The following is a 19,165-nucleotide window of genomic DNA, read 5'->3' as shown; positions in this document are numbered from 1 at the left end:
GTCTACATCCGCATACGTTCCGCTTTGGGATCGAACAATGGATCCGTGATGAGGGTGGCCTTGCGGCGCTCTCCGAGAATTTCGATCTCGAAGGCTCCGTCATCCGTGTTTCCCGCAAACTCGCTGGGGACATAGCCCTGAGCCAAAGACCTCTCGACATGGTGTGCGTAGCCGCCCGATGTGATCCAGCCGATCACATCGTTCTCGTGCCAGATCGGTTCATCGCCCATTACATCGGCATCGAGTGCATCGACGACGAAGGAAACCCGTGATCGTTTCGGCCCATCCTCGTATTCCCTGCGCGCGGCTTCCTGGCCAATAAAATTGTTTTTGCCAAGTTTTACGAACCGCCCAAGATCGGCTTCGAATGGACCATAAATGGGGCGAAACTCCCGGAACCAAGTCCCGAAGTTCTTTTCCAGGCGCATGGCGAGCAGCGCGCGCATGCCAAAGTTTTGGATGCCGAATTCCGCCCCGGCTTCCATTAGAGCCATGTAGACCTGACGCTCGTATTCCGGTGTCATCCAGATCTCGTAGCCAAGGTCACCGGTGTAGCTGATCCGATTGATCTTGCAGGGCGCATTCGCGATGTCCATTTCGCGGAAGTCCATAAACCGGAAAGCGTCATTGGAGACATCGTCACCGGCAACTTTGGCAAGGACATCGCGGGCCTTAGGGCCTGCAATGGAAAGACCCACCCAGCCAAGGTTGATGGCCTCAATTGCAACGCTGCCATCATCCGGCAAATGCTTCTCAAACCACCGCATATGATAGACTTCGGCTTGACTTGACCCGAACATGTAGAACGTCTCATCACTGGCGCGGGCGATGGTGAAGTCGCCGATCAGCTTGCCGGCTTCGTTCAGCATCGGCGTCAGCACAATCCGTCCGACCTTCGGCATGGTGTTGGTCATCAGGTAGGACAGGTAGTCCTCGGCTCCTGCGCCGGTGATCTTGTACTTGGCGAAATTGGCGATTTCGGTAATGCCAACCCCTGATCGTACCGCTCGGCATTCCGCTCCAATCGCTTCAAAGTCGTTTGATCGCCGGAACGAGACGACATCTTCAGCTGGCTCACCATCTCGAGCAAACCAGAGGGGTGTTTCAAGCCCCCAACTGTCGCCCATGACAGCCCCTTGCGCCAACATCTTGTCGTAGAGCGGTGTTGTCTGATGCGGACGCCCGGTGGGCAATTCTTCGTTCGGGAAGCGGATGCGGAACCGGCGGCTGTAGTTCTCCTGAACTTTCTTGTTCGTGTAGGCAAGTGTCGCCCAGTCACCGTACCTGGCAACATCCATGCCCCAGATGTCGTAGCCCGGATCGCCGTCGATCATCCAGTTAGCAAGTGTCAACCCAACGCCGCCGCCCTGACTGAAGCCGGCCATGACGCCGCAAGCAACCCAGTAGTTCTTGAGGCCCCGCACCGGGCCAACCAATGGATTGCCGTCCGGGGCAAAGGTGAACGGGCCGTTGATGATCTGCTTGATGCCGGCGTTTTGCAGGGCTGGGAAATGCTCAAAGCCGACTTCGAGTTCCGGAGAGATCCGGTCAAGGTCCGGTGCCAAGAGCTCGTGCCCGAAATCCCAGGGCGTTTCCTTCGGGCTCCAGGGGCGGCAATTCTGCTCGTAAGTGCCAAGCAGCATGCCCTTGCCTTCTTGTCGGGTGTAGATTTCACCGCCAAAATCAAGGACGCCAATCAGCTCCTTGCCGGTTGCCTCGTTATGCGCGACGACTTCGGGCATTTCATCGGTGAGCAGATACATGTGCTCCATGGCGAGCACCGGCAATTCTATCCCGACCATGCGGCCGCATTCGCGGGCCCAGAGACCGCCCGCGTTGACGACATGTTCAGCCCGGATGGTGCCTTTGTCGGTGATGACATCCCAGGTGCCTTCCGAGGTCTGTACCATCTCCTCAACCTTGGTGTGCCGATAGATCTCTGCGCCATTGATCCGCGCCGCCTTTGCATAGGCGTGGGTGGTGCCCGAAGGATCGAGATGTCCTTCAATCGGATCCCATAAGGCGCCGATGAAGTATTTCTCATCGAGGATCGGAAACATCTTCTTGGCCTCAGAGACCGAGATCAGTTCCAGATCCATGCCGAGATACCGGCCCTTGGCCTGGGCGAGGCGCAAAAAATCCATCCGCTCGGGAGTGTCTGCCAGCATCACGCCACCGGTCAGATGCAAACTGCAGGACTGGCCCGAGATCTCTTCCAGTTCCTTATAGAGATCGACCGTGTAGCTTTGAAGCTGGGAGACGTTCGGGTCACCGTTGAGCGTGTGAAAGCCGCCCGCCGCGTGCCAAGAGGAACCTGATGTGAGTTCGCTCCGCTCGACCAGGACCACGTCCTTCCAGCCAAGCTTGGTCAAGTGATAGAGCACACTGCAGCCAACGACACCGCCACCAATCACGACGACCTGAGTATGGGACTTCATTCTCAATTGCTCCAAAAAGTCAGTTTCATCCGCTTAAAGCGCGGCATGTCAAAATTGGCTCGTTAGAAGTCGGTTGGCGCGCCGCCTTCTTCCTTGCGTTTTGCGACAAAGGCAGAGAGTTCTTCATCGATTGCAGGATCAAGTGCCGGGGCTTCGTAGGCCTCAAGTGCCTTCTTGTAGAGCATATTCGCCTTGTCGTACGCGACCGGGCTGCCCGCCTCTTGCCACGTCTCATAATTGCGCCAATCGGAAACGATCGGAGCGTAGAATGCATCCTTGTAGCGCGCCTGAGTGTGCTCGGTTCCAAAGAAATGCCCAGCCGGCCCCACGTCGCGGATAGCCTCGATGGCAAGCGCCTCTTCCGACACATCGAGGGGCGTCAGATATTCGGCCAGCATCTGGAGGAGGTCGATATCCGTGATGAATTTCTCAAACCCGGCCGATAGGCCACCTTCGAGCCATCCGGCGGCATGCTTGATCAGGTTGCCGCCGCCATTGATCGCACCCCACTCTGACAATGTCGTTTCAAGTGCAGCTTGATAGTCGACAGTATTGGCCGCGCACACGCCGGAGGTGCGGAACGGAAGGCCGTAACGCCGGGCAAGTTGTCCGCTGACGAGGGCGGCCTTGATATATTCCGGCGTTCCGAAGGCCGGTGCGCCGGATTTCATGTCCACATTCGAGGTAAAACCGCCATAGACCATCGGCGCGCCGGGATTGACCATCTGGGTGAAGGCGATGCCGGCGAGTGCTTCGGCATTTTGGAGTGTCAATGCTCCCGCGACCGTCACAGGAGCCATTGCGCCCGCCAACGTGAACGGCGTCAGAACGCTCACTTGTCCGGCCCGTGCCATTTCGATGAGGCCCTGGAGCATCGGCGTATCGAGCCGAAGCGGGGAGGAAGAATTGATGATGGTGATAACGCTCGGGGTCTTGCGGAACTCTTCTTCCGATAACCCCATCGCGATGCGGGTCATCTCCAGACCATCGCGATTCCGTTCCTTGCCGAGCGAATAGATGTGAAACACCTTGTCCATCAGGCGGATCATGTCGGACACACAATCCAGATGCCGAACAGAGGGGTGAATGTCGACCGGTTCGACCGGATACCCCATGACGCAGTGAATGATGTTGAAGAACTGCGCAAGCTTCAGGAAATTGCGATAGTCCGCCTGGTTTCCGGGCCTGCGCCCACCCTCGCGGTCGACAGCATTCGGTGCACTTGCGACACAGGAGAAGGCAATATGGTCGCCGCCAAGAGTCAAATTATGCGCTGGATTTCTGGCATGAACCGTAAACTGGTTCGGCGTTTTTCCGACGAGCTCTTCAACCATAGCCCGGTCCATGCGAACCCGGTCTGATCCCGGTGTCACATCCGCGCCAGCAGCTTTCAAAATACCTTTTGCTTCCTCATGAAGGAAGTCGATGCCGATGTCTTCGAGCACCCGCATTGAAGCTTCGTGAATGGACTCCAGCTCATCAGCGGAGACAGCCTCCACAGGTTTGTAGATGTGGCGGGGTTGTTTGAAAGGCTTTTGAGGGAAAAGCTCCGGGCCCGCTTTGTCTCCACCCCCGCGCCGGCGGCGGCCACGCCTTACTGGCGCCGCTTCCGTGGTCTCAACAAGATCGAGCTGACTGGACATGGCGAGACACCTTTCCGTGGCCGTATACACAGAGCGTGAAAGACTTTGGGGCCGTGAGCAGATGTCTGCCCAAACCTGTCGTTCAACCTTAATCGAGAGGGTCATTTTTCCACGGCGTCTCAGAACGACGGCGGTTGCCACTTTCGCGACATTTCCGGATCCGGCGGTCAATCGAGTCTGCCCGGCTATTGACGAAGCTTGACGTCTGCGTTGCAAAGGCTTCAAAAAATTGAAGTGAATTTTGATGGTGTTGCGTGACTGACAGGATGACCGACGCTGAATTGCTGGACTTTTTGCAAGGCCGCTATCCGTTCGGGGATCTGGGCGGAGCGCGGCTACGGCCTCTTCCGAGTTCCTACACACACCGGTTTTGGCGTCTCCAAACGCGCGAGCGCGATTATGTCATCAAGGAGTATTTTCCGGGCCTTGAGAACAATCCGCTCTATCCGACGCTGCCCCAGGAAGAAGCGACTGCCCTGACCTTGTTGGAGCGTCATCGATTGGCGCCGCGTTTGGAGTGTTTTCTAGACAGTCCAGCTGGGTCGCCCTTAGTGATTTATGGATATGAACGCGGCTCGGAAGCTGAAATTGATGTGCGTGATGCGGCTCTGCTGCTTGGGCGGTTTGCAGCTCTGGAGCTTGCACCAGAGGAAGTCAGAATGGTGCCGTCTGGGTATCACCAGGTGCTCGCTCATGCTGATGCTATTCTGGAAAAGATTCCGGATAGCCGCCGGGCTGCCAATTTGAAACGTCTCCGGCCAAATGACAGTTCAATTGAGGTGCCTGCGGTACCCCAACACATTTTGATTCATAGGTCCCTTTGCCTCGGCACAGTGCAAATGACAGCGGCAGGACCCGCTTTGATCGATTGGCAATATGCTGGTCTCGGCGATCCCGTTGAAGACATCGCTTGTTTTCTCTCTCCCGGTCTCCTCACGCTTTATGGCCTGAAGCCACTCGTCCTTTATGCCGAGGACCTGTTTTTGGAGCATTATCCGGACCGCGCGATTGTTGATCGTTTTTTGGCTGAACGATCCGCCTACCATTGGCGATTGGCCGCATATTGTCTGTTTCGGCAGGAAACCCTGACCCACGAAAACGCTCCGGCCTCACGTGCCTATGCACGTGCACTGGAAGAAGAGGTCGATCTTCTCCTCAGACTGCGCGGAAAGTGAACGAAGCGACCATGGACGGGTGTAATCCGGCTGTCATAGGAAGCCGGTAACGGGGTCATATGTCTATTGAAATTGCGTCCGTTACCAAGTCGTTCGGGTCACACAAGGCTCTGAATGACGTATCTCTTTCGATCCCGGAGGGCACATTTTTTGTGGTGCTTGGTCCTTCCGGCTGCGGCAAGTCCACACTGTTGCGTACGATCGCCGGACTTGAGCCGATCGACAGTGGAGAAATCGCGCTGGGCGGCGCAACAGTCGCTCGAGACGGCTACCATATGGAGCCGGAACGGAGGCAAACCGGCGTCGTATTCCAGTCCTACGCTCTCTGGCCACACATGAGTGTTGCTGAAAATGTCGCCTTTCCGATGGAAACGTCTGGCTTGAAAAAGTCCGACATCAAAACACGCACCAATGAACACCTTGCCACGGTGGAATTGACGGCACTTCGCGACCGGAAACCGGCTGATCTTTCTGGCGGGCAGCGTCAGCGGGTTGCGCTCGCCCGCTGTTTGGCGCAGGGCGCAAAAACAGTGTTGATGGACGAGCCGCTTGCGAACCTTGATCCGCACTTGCGCGGTGCCATGGAGGAAGAGCTTGCGGCGTTTCACAAGGCCAGTGGCGCAACGACACTGTTCATCACTCACGATCAGCGTGAAGCTATGGCACTCGCCGATCAGGTTGCGGTTATGTGGGACGGCGAGATCTTGCAGGTTGCCGAGCCCGATGTGCTTTACCGGCGCCCTACATCGCGAAAGGTTGCCAGTTTTATCGGGCGCAGCAGCCTTGTTGGCGTTGAGGTCAACCATGTGGAAGCCGGGCACGCGAATATTACACTTGCCGGGCACCGGGTCGACGTGGACTGCCCTGTTGGTACCAGAACCGGTTCAGCAACGTTGATGCTGCGGCCCGAGCACTTGGTTCCATCTGTTGGTGGGCAGGGCCTCAAAGCAACCGTTGAGCGGACGATTTACCGCGGCGGGTTCTGGGAGGTTTTTGTAGCCCTCGATGGGCTCTCAATGCCGTTGTTGATGACCCTCAATCGCCCGGCTGTGACCGGTGAAACTCTGTCTCTGGACATACTCCGTGGATGGATATTGCCGGAGTAGTTGGCTTGCTCAAGTCAGCGCTTTGCGCATGGCGCAGCGTTGTTCGGGCATAGGCAATCCGCGGCCGAGTTCTTCCGCGAGGATGCTGCCAAGCCGCGCATCACATTCTTCCAACTTCAGGATCTGGAACCCCAGTCTTTCATAAAATGGCGCATTCCAGGGCACGTGCCTGAACGTCGTTAATGTCATTTCCAATAGTCCGAGCGCTCTTGCATGGGCTTCAGCGTATTCCATCAGCGCTTTGCCGATCCCCTGTTTCTGGTAATCGGAATGAACGGAAATCTCATAGACATGGATTGCGTCGTCTTCCGGGATCGCGGCCAGAAAGCCGACCTGTTGTCCGTCATCTGTTTCCGCGGTCCAACTTGTTCCTGGTTCGATTGCAGACATATGCTGTTCTTCGGTCGCGCAACTGCCATCCGCGAAGGTTTCCAATCCTTCGATTTCTAGAAAGGCTCTGCTCGCGGAAATCTCCACGGCCTGAAGAGCTGAGATATCGCTTTTGCGTGTTTGTCTGATCTTCAAATCTCACACTTTCTAAGACTGATACTAGTCCTTCCAGGGGATCGTTCCAGAGGGCACGCGTTTTGCCAGACCATTCATGCCGAGCATGACCAGTATTGTTGCCAGAACAACCACCACAGACATGGAAGCTGCGAGCGTTGTGTAACCACCATCTTCGTAATTGAAAATGGTGGTTCCGATTGTCTCGTTTCCCGTGGACCACAGAAGTGCCGAGACAGTGACCTCGTTGTAGGCAGTGAGGAACACGAGAATGGCGCCGGAAGCTGCAGACGGCGCAACAAGCGGCGCAAATACCCGCCGGACGCGCCGAAAAAATCCCGCGCCGGATACACGGGCGGCGTCTTCCAGTGATCTGTCCATCTGCACAAAGGCAGCTGCAACGGGTTTTAATCCGACCGCGAGAAAAGCGGAGATATAAGCAATCAAAATGATCCAAAGCGTGTTGTAGAGGGAGATGTTCAAGAACGGTAGCGGATGGATGAACGCCAGAATAAAGGCGATGGATAGGACCAGACCGGGCACGGCAAAAGCAATCTCTGCCTGTGCGGCCGTTGCGGTCCCCGCAAGGCGACAAATTTTATGCCGGTGACTTAGGAAGTACCCCAAGAAGATGCTGATGACCGCGATGACGCCCGCTGCAATGGCAGCAATCAGCGTCGAATTCGCAAAGGCTCTTAGCGTCACAGACTGGCGCCAGAGAACTTCTGCGAAATTGTCCAGATTCACGGTGCTTGCTAAAAGCGGGAGCCCGTATGTCTTCACCAAGGAAGTCGCCAGAAGCGATGCAGCGGGAAGCAACAGAACCAGGCCAACAAAACTCCAAAGACCTGCTTCTACCCATTTGCGTTTTGACCCAAGCGAGATTGCCAGCGGGTCCTGCGGCAGGCCAATGAGGCTGGCGCGCATACGTCGTTGCAACACCCCCTGTATGAGGAGGGCTACAAGAGCGACCAGCGCCAGGATGACCGAAATGATTGCGACATTCGGGAGGACATCCGGCCCGAAACTCGCCAGTCTTCGCCAAATCAGAACCGGCAGTGTCGTGTAGCGTGCCGGAACGCCGATCAGCGCGTTGATGCCGAAGTTTCCAAGCGCTGCGACAAATGCAAGAGCGAAGCCGGCGAGCAAAGCTGGCGCGAGGAGTGGCAGCGTAATTCTTGTCAAAAGACGGAATGCCCCTGCGCCGGACACGCGCGCAGCATCAGACAATTCCCTCGGAAAGGACCGGAGCGCTGCTCGAACCAGCAGGAAGACCAAGGGGCTGTGCTGGAGTGTCAGAAGAAGAACAAGACCCTCGCGTGAATAAAGCGGATGCGTCGACCCGATTTCGGGTGCCAGCCCAATCCATCGAAGCACCGGACTTGCCGGCCCCAGTGCCTGGATCCAGGCAATTGCCGTGACATGCGGCGGGATCATCATCGGTAGGAGGATCAAAAAGACGAGCAGTCCCTTGGCGCGAACATCTGTCAGTCCGACAATCAGGGCCAGAACTGTTCCCAAGACTGTTGCCGCGAGCGCCGACAAAAGGCTGCTTTCCATGGAGTGCCAGAGCGCCCTTTGAACAGACCGGCTGGATAAGGTTTCTGCCAGCGGCGCCAAAGCAAGCGCGCCGTCCTGTGTCAATCCGATCTTGAACAAGAGGAGGAGCGGCAACCCGCACAGGAGCGTCGCGCAGAGAACCAAAATGGCGAGAGAGATCCTCTCGCCATTGAGGAGTTTTGATTTCTGGGCTTGCGCCATCAAGTCTTAGCCACCGAAGATCTCGGTGAACTTGATCTTGTTGGCTTGATCCCGCTCGAGGGCCTTTGCTGGATCGAAGTCCATCAGCTTGATCTGGTCACGAGCCGGGAAGCCTTCCGGTGCTGCAACAGCCGGGTGGGCTGGCAGATATCCTTGAGACGACGCCAATTTCTGGCCTTCTTCGGAAAGAAGAAAATCAACAAAAGCCTTGGCAGCAACCGGGTTCTGGGCGGTGGACAGGATCGCAACCGGTTCGGTGACAGCAGAAACACCTTCTTCCGGGAACACGAATTCGACCGGAGCGCCTTTCAGCTTTTCGCGGATCGGAAGAAAATCCACGACGAAACCATAGAGTTTTTCACCGCCGGCGATGGCCTTGTAGGTGCCACCGTTGCCACCTTTCGGATTGGCGCCCTGATCAGCAAGGCCTTCGTAAAAGGCCCAGCCGAGATCCGGGTCGGAGGTCAGAGCTGCCATGTGGATGGTGGCCGCACCGGAGGTCAGCGGAGACGGCATGGCCAATTTGTCTTTGGCCTCCGGCTTCAGGAGATCCTTGTAGGAGGACGGCTTCATCGGTGCATTGATGTTGTAGACGATGCCGCTAGTGATCAGCTTGGTGGAGAAGTAGGTTTTGTCATCATCCATCAGAGCCGGATCATAGGCGGACACATCAGCGCCTTCGTGGGCCATCAAACGGCCTTCCTGCTTCAGCCCTTCCATGGTGACCATGTCTGCAATCAAGAGAACGTCTGGCTTCGGCGCGCCTGCTTCAAATTCCGTGCGCAGCTTGGCCATCATTTTTGTGGTGCCGTCGCGCACCCATTCGACTTCAACGCCCGGGTGTTTTGCGGTGAACGCGTCGACCGTTGCCTGGGCGTCCTGGTTCGGCTGGGAGGTATAAAGAACCAGTTTGCCGGAAACGTCGCCGGCAAATGCGGATGCGGTTGCACCGGCAAGAATGCCGGCAGCCATCAGGAACTTTTTCATGTCACGGATCCTCTTGCGAAAGGCCACTGGTGGTTAACAGATGGCCTTGGCTATCAGGCTTGTGTGACAGATTTTTTTGGCTGCTAGGTAAAAATACGTGATTGGGGCTTCCGTCTTATTGACGGACGATTGAGAAAATACGCTGCCCCTTCACTGACGATGACACCAGGCAATTGCCGATTGTCATGAGGTCGGCTATCACCACGTCAAATCGATTTAAAGAAAACTTACGGGCACAATGCATGACAACTGACGGCGCTAAAGCGGAAATCGGCCTGATCGGCCTTGGAACGATGGGCGGAAATCTGGCGCTCAATATCGCTGAAAACGGTTTTCGGATTGCCGTGTTTAACCGGACATCGGAAAAAACCGATCAGTTCATGGAAAAGTCGGGTCCGCTGGCTGGGAAACTCGTGCCAAGCAAGGCCCTTGAGGGCTTCGTTGCGTCGATCGCTTCACCGCGCGCAATCATTTTGATGGTGCCGGCCGGGGAGGCCGTTGACGCGCAGATCGCGGCTCTTCGTCCGCTTCTGGATGCGGATGATCTCATCATCGATGCGGGCAACGCCAACTACCACGACACCAATCGGCGGGCGGAAGAAGCCGATGAAAAGGGGCCGCGGTTCATGGGCATCGGAGTGTCTGGCGGTGAGGAAGGGGCCCGGTTTGGTCCGTCCATTATGGGTGGGGGCGACAAATCCGCCTGGGACCGCGTGGGGCATATTCTGGAGGCGATCTCGGCCAAGTATGAGGACGAGCCGTGTGCCGCATTCCTTGGCGCTGCCGGTGCCGGTCACCTGGTCAAGACGGTGCACAATGGCATTGAATATGCCGACATGCAGATGATCGCCGAGGTCTATGGTGTGATGCGTGATGGCTTCGGTATGAGCGCAGCCGAAGTTGGTGAGGTTCTTGAACGCTGGAATGGCGGGATACTGCAGTCGTACCTGATCGAAATCTCAGGGAAGGTCGCCAAGACGGCAGATCCGGAAACCGGCAAGCCGATGCTGGATATCATTCTGGACACCGCGGGTCAGAAGGGCACGGGCCGCTGGACAGCGATCGAGGCGTTGATGCTTGGCACGCCTGCCAGTGCAATCGAGGCTGCCGTTGCCGCGCGCAATATGTCCGCGAGACTTGAAGAGCGTGATAAGGGCGAACAGGTGTTCGGCGCTGCGCCTCAGCGTATGGACAAGGACCTCATCGGAATTGACGCTCTGGAGGCTGCGCTCGTTGCCGGAAAGATCATCTGTTACGCGCAGGGGTTCGGTCTCATTCTCGAAGCCGCCAAACAGTATGGCTGGGACATGCCATTGCCGGAGATCGCCAAGATCTGGCGCAACGGCTGTATTATACGCTCTGCCATGTTGAACGACATGTCGTCCGCACTGTCGGACGATGCAAAACGCAATCTGATGCTGGCCCCGTTCTTCACTGAAAAATTGAAAGAAACCGAAGCGAACCTGCGCCAGGTCGTGGCACAGGCCACGCTTCACGGACTGCCGGTTCCGGCCCTATCGGCCGCGCTGTCGTATTTCGACATTATGCGGACCCAGCGTTCGACTGCGAACATGCTTCAAGGTCAGCGTGATTTCTTTGGAGCACATGGATTTGCGCGTACGGACAAGGAGGGCGGTGGCTATCACGGTCCCTGGGCGATGGGTTAAGGGCGGATCATAGAATTAGACCAGGCGTGGCAGTTTGAGCGCGCCGAGTGGCGCGCTCGAGAATTTTCTGTCTTGTTAGCCGGGCAGATATGTCTGACCAACAAACTGTGCCGTTGCATCGGGCGCTGCGAGGAATTGATCATACAATTGCGTCGATGTAGGGTCTGGGAAGACATTCTCTTTCCCCTTATCCAAGGCATCAAGGATCTGCCGGACGACCTCCTGAGGCGAGGTTTTATCGGTTTCAAACTTCTCCGCCATGTCGGTATCCACCGGTCCAGGGTAGACGCCGACAACTTGCGTTCCTTGTGCTGCGAGCTCCGCTCGAAGGCCCTGTGTCAGCGAGTGTACGGCCGCTTTCGAGGCGCTGTAGGTCCCCAAGACCGGGAAATTCACGTGCGAGGCGATCGATCCTAGGTTGATGATCGCGCCTCCGCCGTTGGCTTTCAGGATCGGAGTAAAGGCTTGAGACACATTCAAAGTGCCGAAATAGTTGGTCTCCATTTCAAAGCGCCCGCGATCTGCGGCATCCGGATTCGTGAAGCTTGAGAAACCGGCCGTTCCCGCATTGTTGATCACAAGTGCTACGTCCTTGTGTTTTGCCGCGGCCGCAATGTCTTCCGGTTTAGTCACATCCAGCTTGACTGGAACCACCTTGCCATTGTTGTGCGCAACTACATCACTCAGTGTTTCTGGCTGGCGCGCGGCTGCGTAGACTTTTGCGGCACCGCGTTCCAGAAGCGCAGTGACAAACGCCCGTCCGATGCCCCGGTTCGCGCCTGTGACCAAGACGGCTTTTCCTTCAATTTTCGACATTTGCAAACGTCCTCTCTGGTGGCAGATCGAATAAAATACGATACGGTATTTTAATAAGTGCTTGAAAGCGAGTTTCAAGACAATAAAATACGGATTGGTATTTTAATTTGCGATCACGTAGGACAACCAGCACATGCCGAGAGGCCGGCCGAGAAAAATTGATCCGAAGGATGCGCTTAAAACCGCTATGCACACTTTGTGGGAGCGGGGCTATGATCGCACGTCAATGGCGGATCTTGTGTCCGCCACGGGAATGGCCAAGCCGGGCCTTTATGCCAACCTTGGTGACAAGGACGAGATTTTCCAAAAGGCTTTGCGGCTCTACCAGGAAGAGATTGGTGCGCCTCTTGTCAACGATCTTGTGAACTCACCTGAACCTCTGAAACAGAGCTTGCGAACCGCTTTGAGGGGCGTGCTGCACGCGAAAGAAGGGAGCGGACTGCCCGAGGGCTGTTTCATCGTCAACAACAGTTTCACTTGTTCGGCCCAAAGCCAGCAATTGAAACAGGCGCTTCAAGACCTTAATTTTGAGCGGCGGGACGCCTTTCTTCTGCGCTTAAGGCGGGCCGAGACCGAAGGCGAGTTGTCGAACAGCACCGATATCAATGCACTTGCAGACTTCTTCGCGGGACAAGCGGCCGCCATTTCGTCCATGGCCCAAGCTGGGCTTTCGCTGACTGAGTTGGACAAGATGATCGAGGTCAGTTTGTCGGTGCTGCCAGTAGACCCTCCGGGCGGGGGCGCGCAGGGATAAAATCCATGCACCGGAGACTTCTCAGTTGAAAGCAATATCTGTTTGATCTGTAATTGCAGTTCACATTCAGATCCCCCGGCGGGGGGCTGCAAGAGAAGCGGTCTCCAAAGTGGCAATAGAAACCCCGAAAGTGACGGTTCGGCCGAACATCAGAATAGTCCGGCGTGTCTTCGCCGGCTGTGTGGTTGGTCTGTTGGTATTGGCTGCTCTTATGGTCTCGGCTCTAACCCTTGGAGTCCTTGAGCCACTCCGGCAAACCATCGCAAGCCGCATTCTGACGGTGCAGCTCGATCGGTCGGCAGAGGTGCAAGGTCCTGTCCGGATCGAATTCGGGTCTCAGATCGTTGTGCGGATGGAGGATGCCGTCGTCGAGCGGTACAGCCAGCCAAAAGGCGGCACCGGAAGGTTTTTTGATTATGTCCGGTTTGATGCACCTTACAGACTTCTTCTCGGCGACCTATCCGGTATCTCCAATTTTGAAATGGCTGGTGCTGACATTGAATTGCTGGCGTCTCCGGGGGAGACCACTGACGAGGAACTTTCCTATTACCGGCTGCCGTCTGAGGTTATCAATCTGCCGGTGTTTGAAGCGCTGAAATTGACCGACGTTACCTTACACTACCTGGGCGTCCAAAGTGGATGGAATGAGCGAGCTAATATCCGTTCGCTCAACATTGCTCCGTCAGAAGAAACGGACACGCTCGATATTGAACTGGATGCCGACTTGAACGGAACTCCGCTTCAAATATCGGGTGAAATTGCCCGGCCACCGCAAAACGGGCCACTGCAAAATGGCGCCTTTGAACTCGCGCTGGCGTTTCCCGGCATAAACTCCAAAATTTCCGGCAGGATCAACACCTCGACAGCCTACGCCGGTGTTGAGGGTGAGCTGGAATTGTCTTCCGGCTCGCTGGCTCAAGCATTGGCCTCGGGCGGATTGACCAGTGAAGTCGATGGTCAAGTCGATGCGTCTTGGAAGTTCTCTGGAACGCTTGAGTCGTTATCGATTTCCAACATCGAGATCAACGTCACAAGCCGGCACTCCGACAAGGTGACGATTACGGGAGCGGTTGAAAACGCCAGCCTGGATCCGTCTTTGGATCTTTCGCTCAACGCGCTTTTAGCGCCGTTCGCGTCAACGGACAATGAACTGGCAATTGAAATTTTGGCGCTGGCCGGCGAAATCTACGGCCCGTTGAATGATCTGGCGATTCGCAATGCGCAAGTCAAAACCAACGCCGCCATCTTGGATATTGAGACGATCGGTCCAATCTCCGTGGGTCACATTGTTAAATCCGAAGACGGCCGGGTAGGCCTGCAGGAGCTGACTATCAATAATGGGACCGATGGCGGTCCAAACCTCACACTGGCTGGTCAGATAGATGATGTGATCGCATTGGACGGGATAACGCTTGCCGGACGTTTTGAATATCCGGTGTCCTTCTTTCTCAACTCGAACAGAGAACCACGACCGGATCTTGGAACGCTTGTCGGGCAGGTTGAACTCAGCGATTCCGATAGCTGGTTTGCTCTCAACACCTTCAAGGGGGCGGTGGAAGGCACCGATCTGCTGGATTTCAGTTTTGACCTGACCGTGCCTGAGTTGCGCCGCGTTGATGAGCTTAACTTCACAACCGAATTTGCAATTCCGGACCCTGCAGCAGTCGTAGAGCTGGTTTCGGGGGCGGCTTCAGAACCATTGCCAGATATCACTTTCTCAGGTCAAAGCAGCCTGCAAGCTGGCGAACTCGGGATTTCCGGAGAGTTTCTTTCCGGCAGCAGCGCTATCTCGGCCGATCTGAATGTTGGTCCAAAGCCCGAGACTTCTACCTGGCTCTTGAGCGGTGATATTCGCTCTGAAGCTTTGAACCTCTCGGAGTTATCAGGTCTCGCGCAGCTTGCCGAGCTTGGGTTTGAAGGACCGGAGACCGGACTTGAGATTACTGACGGTGACGCATCCCAGTTTGCGGCCAGCATTCATGTCGCAGCGAAAAGCCTAGTCGTTGGCAAAAAGAAAGCAGGTGACATCTCGGCACATGTTCTATTCGAGGACGAGGTTTTGAGCATCGCAGAGTTGGCATTGGCATATATCGGCGGACGGGTGAGCGGTAATCTCGGTTTTAACTTCAAAACAGAACCGCCGGTGGCTTCAATCAAGGGGCGGATGGAAAAGTTTCCACTCAAGAGCCTGATGAATGAGCTTGGCCTCACGGCTCCGATCAGCAGCACTGTCTACGCCAGTCTCGATCTCCACGGAGAGACCGGCTCTCTTGATGCTTTTTTGGATACGTTGAACGGCAAAGTGACAACATCCTTGTGGGGAGGACGTTTTCCGGACCGTTTGATCGAGCTCAGCGGTTTGAGTGTTTTCACTTGGCTGATGTCCGGTAACTCGGAACAGGGCGCCGAGCTGGTCTGTGCGGTTCTGCCACTCCGGTTCAAATCCGGTAAAGCGTCAGGCAATTCCCTGGTTGTCGAAACCGAAAATGTTCAGATTGTCGGAGGCGGCTCAGTCAACTTCAAAAGCGGCAATCTGGACTTGGCCTTTTTGCCGCGCGCTAAGAAAAAGCAACTTGTTGAGATTGTGTCTCCATTTGAAATCAAGGGTAGCCTGTCGGACCCGGAACTCATTGTGAAAGACGGTGGAGCTGGCCGAGCCATGGGAGAGGTCTTGTCACTTCCGATCAACGTCCTCGGTCACATCTTTTCCGGATCAGGCGCCATCGATAAAGACGCCCGCCCGTGCGTCATTCCCAAAAACACAGGTCCAAAATAGATCGCCGATTGTCTATTGGGCGAGCCCTAGAGCTTCCATGTTGGCAATTGAGGCGGGTAGCCCGGAAACGTCCCGCAGTTCAACGATCAGCCGCGGGTCGCTGTCCAGTTTTCCAAGTTCTGCAAACACGCTCGGCCAGTTGATGGTGCCTTCTCCTAACGTCCAGTGACGGTCCGCATAGCCATCAGCATCCTGAAGATGAATGTGCCTTAGGTTGTTGCCCGCAGCCTTGATGAAATAGTCGACCGGCGGTGCGCCTGTGGACCCGTGGGCGTAGTGGGCATGACCCGTGTCTATGGATATCTTCACAGATTGCGAACCGAAACTCTCGGCAAGTTCAATGCGAGCGTAAGGGTCCTTGTCTTCAATGTTTTCAAACACCAGTTCGCAACCGATATCTTCTGCGCGCTTGACCGCTTCTGTCATCGTGAGGTGACAGAGTTCGATCTTTGTTGCCCGGCCGGTCTCGTAGTTGTCGAGATTGTTGTAATCCCAAGTCGAGTAAGGGCTGTGCACGACCATGTGTGTGCCACCAATGGCTTCGCAAGCCTCAAGCCCCTGCAACAGACGTTTCTTGACGATCTCTCGTACGTCAGGGTCCTTTGCATCAACTGTAAAGCCCCAGAACGGGCCATGGATGCCAACCCGACCTTTATGTCCATCCAGCAGTTTCTTGGCGTGGTCCGCAATGGACGCCCAGTCTCCGTTTAGGACTTCCCCGGTTACAAAATCCTGTAGTTCCAGGTCCCGCTGTTTTTCAAGCATGAGATCCCGGTGGCGTTCGAAAGACGACAGCGACATGGCAGCGCCAAGGATAGGAAGACTGGACATATTCGGCTCTGAAAAATTGAACATCAATGTCCGCCTCTTAGGCGGTAACCGGTGACAGTTTTGCGACGGCCGTAAACGGTACTGGCGTGGGGCGTACCTTAATAGCCCCTTTGACGATCAACGGTTGGCGGGATGCTGCCGGTTTCCAGATACTGTTTGATGTTTTGAGCAACAATCGCAGATGCAGTGCTGGTGATTGTTGGCGCGGAGATATGAGGGAGGACTGTCACTTCAGGGTGGGACCAGAAGGGATGCTCCTTGGCCAAGGGTTCCTGGTCAAAAACATCCAGCACGGCATGCCCGACACGGCCGTCGTCAAGCGCGGCAAGAAGCGCGTTGGTGTCTACGATCGGCCCCCTGGCGAAGTTGATCAGCTTTGCACCCGGTTTCACCGAAGCCAGTGACTGCTTGCCGATCAGACCGCGTGTGTCGCCTGTCAAAGGCATCAGCAGCACAAGGATGTCGGATCGGGCCAGGACTTTGTCGAGTTCTTCTGCTCCGGCAAATGTCTCGATGCCTTTGAGTGTTTTGCGGGACCGGCTCCACCCAAGCACATTGAAGCCATTGGCTTTCAGGCGCAGTGCCGAAGCTGATCCGAGTTCTCCAATTCCCAGCACACCGATCGTTACTTCCTGAGGCGTTTTCAGGAGATGGTGTTGCCAGACATGGTCCCGCTGCTGCCGCATATATACCGGCATGTCACGGTGGAGATAGAGAGACCAGGCAAGGACCGCTTCCGACATGGTTTCCGCCATTTGCGGATCCGCGAGGCGCACGATCTGGGGACCCGTGTCCGGCAGTTCGGCGACCAGGCGCTCAACGCCGGCCCATAAGCTTTGAACCCAAACCAGGTTGGGAAGTGAGGCCACTTTTGTCGGGTCTGGATTTGCGACGATAGCGACGGTGGCTTTCTCTCGTTCAACCTGTGTCAGATCATCGAACGCCTTGACTTGCGCAATCCCGCTCAGGGCTTCGGGCAGCGCATCTTTCCATGCTTTCCGCTCCACACCGCCGACCTCGGAAACGAAAGGTATTACGGGCATCATGCAGCGAAAACTCCCGTTTCATCGGCAAATCCCTTGATCTCGATCGGATTGCCGGAAGGGTCCCGAAAAAACATGGTGCTTTGCTCCCCTGGTTGCCCTTCGAAACGGATGGTAGGCGGGATAACAAATTCGACGCCCGCGCTCGTGAGCCGGTCCGCCACTTTTTTCCAAGTGCCCATATCAAGCACCGCGCCCATATGCGGCATCGGAACCATGTGCTCGCCAACTTTTCCGGTGTTGGTGGTCTCGAAAGGTTTCCCGATATGCAGCGAAAGCTGGTGTCCAAAAAAATTGTAGTCAACCCATGTGTCGGTGCTGCGTCCTTCTTGGCAGCCCAACAATTCACCGTAGAAGGCGCGGGCGTCATCAAGATTGGTCACGTGAAAAGCGAGGTGAAAGCAGGGCTGCATATGTCGTCTCCAACTGAGGTCTTTGTTTCATAGCAGAGCCTGAGAAAAACAATTACTATGTTTTTTCTTCTCTGAGCATAGGAAAAAATATTGGACACGCGATTTTTGGAAAGCCTCCTTGCTGTGGTCGAGACGGGGTCCATTGCCGGGGCTGCGCGCCAACAAGGCTTAACCGCTGCTGCAATCAGTCAGCGGATCAAGGTGCTCGAAACTGATTTGAATTGCAGACTTCTCGTTCGTTCCGCCAAAACGGTAAAGCCATCGCCAGAATGTCAGCGGCTTCTTCCAGCAGCAAGCGCGTTGGTTCGTGATGCAAGCCGGTTGTCGTTTGGGATATCAAATGACCGTCTGAGCGGGCCCTATCGCATTGGAGCTATTTCAACGGCGTTGCTTGATGTTGTGCCCAAGGTTGTGCGGGCGTTTCGTGAACAGGCGCCCGATGTGCAACTGTCTGTTCTGCCTGGCAACTCCCGAGCGCTTTATGAAGATCTGTTGGTTGAAAAGGTTGATGCAGTGATTTGCGTCGCACCTCCGTTTCAGCTGCCGAAGGGGATCCGGTCCTTCCCGGTTGCAGAAGAGCCCTTTCTGCATATCCGCCCAGAAACGCACCTTCGGCAGGATAAAAACGATGTTCTACCCTGGATTATCTACGACCGGTCATCTTGGGGAGGGGGGCTGGCGAGCCGTTATCTCGATAAGGCACTTTCGCATGTGCCTGTTTTGTGTGAACTGGATTCCCCGGAGACCATTGCCGCAATGGTCCATGAGGGGCTTGGGCAAGCGGCAGTCCCTCGTTGGTCTGGTCTCGAAATTCATCATTCCGATCTCTGTGCTTCGGCGTCGCCAATTCCTTCCATCCCGAAGCGTTCGATTGTCTTGCTGCAACGGAACATGTCCCTCGTCGCCAAAATAGATTTGCTTTTGCAAAACACCGCATTAGGTGCTTCCGATAAATTCAGTCCACGGCAAGCAAAAGCACAACCTTAAGGTGTTTTTAATTAAAAATTAGCCAAAATAGTGTATTCAGAACTGCACTTAAAAGTCATAATGTTATCTTCTGTGGCGTTTATTGGCAGGAAAATGTCGCTGCTTGGCTAGTCTGGGAAATAAAAGGAACGATCGGCAAAAGAAGTGCAGGTCAACTGTTGTGCTGGCCGTCGCATAATGCAATGGTATTGAGAGCGAGCCCAAGAGCTTGGTCGAAATACCTGTTTCGACCTCGTGCGGCCCAATGGGCTCATGCTGAAGATT

The 19,165-nt window shown here is 55.5% G+C and carries 15 protein-coding genes; 6 read left to right on the top strand and 9 right to left on the bottom strand.

What is annotated here, in order from left to right; translation table 11 throughout:
* Positions 1–2: 2 nt before the first annotated feature.
* Both RBB44_RS12905 and RBB44_RS12900 read right to left on the bottom strand, forming a co-directional pair.
* On the bottom strand, positions 3–2,438 hold the full coding sequence (locus RBB44_RS12905) for an FAD-dependent oxidoreductase (protein ID WP_306147749.1): 2,436 nt from the start codon (positions 2,436–2,438) through the stop codon (positions 3–5).
* A 62-nt stretch (positions 2,439–2,500) separates the two neighbouring features.
* On the bottom strand, positions 2,501–4,081 hold the full coding sequence (locus RBB44_RS12900) for a trimethylamine methyltransferase family protein (RefSeq protein WP_306147748.1): 1,581 nt from the start codon (positions 4,079–4,081) through the stop codon (positions 2,501–2,503).
* A 266-nt stretch (positions 4,082–4,347) separates the two neighbouring features.
* Between RBB44_RS12900 and RBB44_RS12895 the strand changes: the two genes are divergently transcribed.
* Both RBB44_RS12895 and RBB44_RS12890 read left to right on the top strand, forming a co-directional pair.
* Entirely contained in the window at positions 4,348–5,256 is a 909-nt protein-coding gene (locus RBB44_RS12895) for an aminoglycoside phosphotransferase family protein (protein ID WP_306147747.1), read from the top strand.
* A gap of 59 nt (positions 5,257–5,315) precedes the next feature.
* Positions 5,316–6,362: an ABC transporter ATP-binding protein gene (locus tag RBB44_RS12890; RefSeq protein ID WP_306147746.1), complete on the top strand. Its 1,047-nt coding sequence runs from the start codon at positions 5,316–5,318 to the stop codon at positions 6,360–6,362.
* Positions 6,363–6,371: 9 nt separating this feature from the next.
* Here the strand turns inward: RBB44_RS12890 and RBB44_RS12885 are convergent, their stop codons facing one another.
* The 3 genes from RBB44_RS12885 to RBB44_RS12875 form a co-directional block, all read right to left on the bottom strand.
* Positions 6,372–6,839: a GNAT family N-acetyltransferase gene (locus tag RBB44_RS12885; protein WP_306147880.1), complete on the bottom strand. Its 468-nt coding sequence runs from the start codon at positions 6,837–6,839 to the stop codon at positions 6,372–6,374.
* 72 nt (positions 6,840–6,911) lie between these two features.
* The gene (locus RBB44_RS12880; RefSeq protein WP_306147745.1) at positions 6,912–8,627 is read right to left on the bottom strand and encodes an iron ABC transporter permease; all 1,716 of its coding nucleotides are present in this window, start codon (positions 8,625–8,627) and stop codon (positions 6,912–6,914) included.
* Between the two features lie 6 nt (positions 8,628–8,633).
* On the bottom strand, positions 8,634–9,614 hold the full coding sequence (locus RBB44_RS12875) for an ABC transporter substrate-binding protein (protein ID WP_306147744.1): 981 nt from the start codon (positions 9,612–9,614) through the stop codon (positions 8,634–8,636).
* Between the two features lie 242 nt (positions 9,615–9,856).
* Between RBB44_RS12875 and gndA the strand changes: the two genes are divergently transcribed.
* Positions 9,857–11,281 carry an NADP-dependent phosphogluconate dehydrogenase gene (gene gndA, locus RBB44_RS12870; protein WP_306147743.1) on the top strand — a complete coding sequence of 475 codons (1,425 nt, stop codon included), beginning with the start codon at positions 9,857–9,859 and terminating at the stop codon, positions 11,279–11,281.
* A gap of 75 nt (positions 11,282–11,356) precedes the next feature.
* Here gndA and RBB44_RS12865 read toward each other — a convergent pair whose 3' ends face one another.
* Entirely contained in the window at positions 11,357–12,097 is a 741-nt protein-coding gene (locus tag RBB44_RS12865) for an SDR family oxidoreductase (RefSeq protein WP_306147742.1), read from the bottom strand.
* A gap of 133 nt (positions 12,098–12,230) precedes the next feature.
* On the opposite strand from RBB44_RS12865, the gene RBB44_RS12860 reads away from it, so the two are divergent.
* Complete coding sequence (locus RBB44_RS12860) at positions 12,231–12,851, top strand: TetR/AcrR family transcriptional regulator (RefSeq protein WP_306147741.1); 621 nt, start codon at positions 12,231–12,233, stop codon at positions 12,849–12,851.
* A 109-nt stretch (positions 12,852–12,960) separates the two neighbouring features.
* A complete protein-coding gene (locus RBB44_RS12855; RefSeq protein ID WP_306147740.1) occupies positions 12,961–15,627 on the top strand; it encodes an AsmA-like C-terminal region-containing protein in 2,667 nt (888 codons plus the stop codon).
* Positions 15,628–15,639: 12 nt separating this feature from the next.
* On the opposite strand, the gene RBB44_RS12850 is transcribed toward RBB44_RS12855, so the two are convergent.
* The 3 genes from RBB44_RS12850 to RBB44_RS12840 all read right to left on the bottom strand — a co-directional run bounded on the left by RBB44_RS12850 (position 15,640) and on the right by RBB44_RS12840 (position 17,914).
* On the bottom strand, positions 15,640–16,458 hold the full coding sequence (locus RBB44_RS12850; protein ID WP_306147739.1) for a sugar phosphate isomerase/epimerase: 819 nt from the start codon (positions 16,456–16,458) through the stop codon (positions 15,640–15,642).
* Between the two features lie 98 nt (positions 16,459–16,556).
* Positions 16,557–17,504 carry a glyoxylate/hydroxypyruvate reductase A gene (locus tag RBB44_RS12845; protein WP_306147738.1) on the bottom strand — a complete coding sequence of 316 codons (948 nt, stop codon included), beginning with the start codon at positions 17,502–17,504 and terminating at the stop codon, positions 16,557–16,559.
* Positions 17,501–17,914, bottom strand: coding sequence for a VOC family protein (locus RBB44_RS12840; RefSeq protein WP_209174750.1), 414 nt, complete (start codon positions 17,912–17,914; stop codon positions 17,501–17,503). The genes RBB44_RS12845 and RBB44_RS12840 overlap by 4 nt, the downstream gene beginning before the upstream one ends.
* A gap of 90 nt (positions 17,915–18,004) precedes the next feature.
* On the opposite strand from RBB44_RS12840, the gene RBB44_RS12835 reads away from it, so the two are divergent.
* Positions 18,005–18,901 carry a LysR family transcriptional regulator gene (locus RBB44_RS12835; RefSeq protein ID WP_306147737.1) on the top strand — a complete coding sequence of 299 codons (897 nt, stop codon included), beginning with the start codon at positions 18,005–18,007 and terminating at the stop codon, positions 18,899–18,901.
* Positions 18,902–19,165: the final 264 nt, after the last annotated feature.

This window comes from Roseibium sp. MMSF_3247, from assembly GCF_030733765.1.
Taxonomy (GTDB): domain Bacteria; phylum Pseudomonadota; class Alphaproteobacteria; order Rhizobiales; family Stappiaceae; genus Roseibium.
Note: the sequence above shows the minus strand (reverse complement) of the source record. Positions and strands in the feature narration are given on the sequence as shown.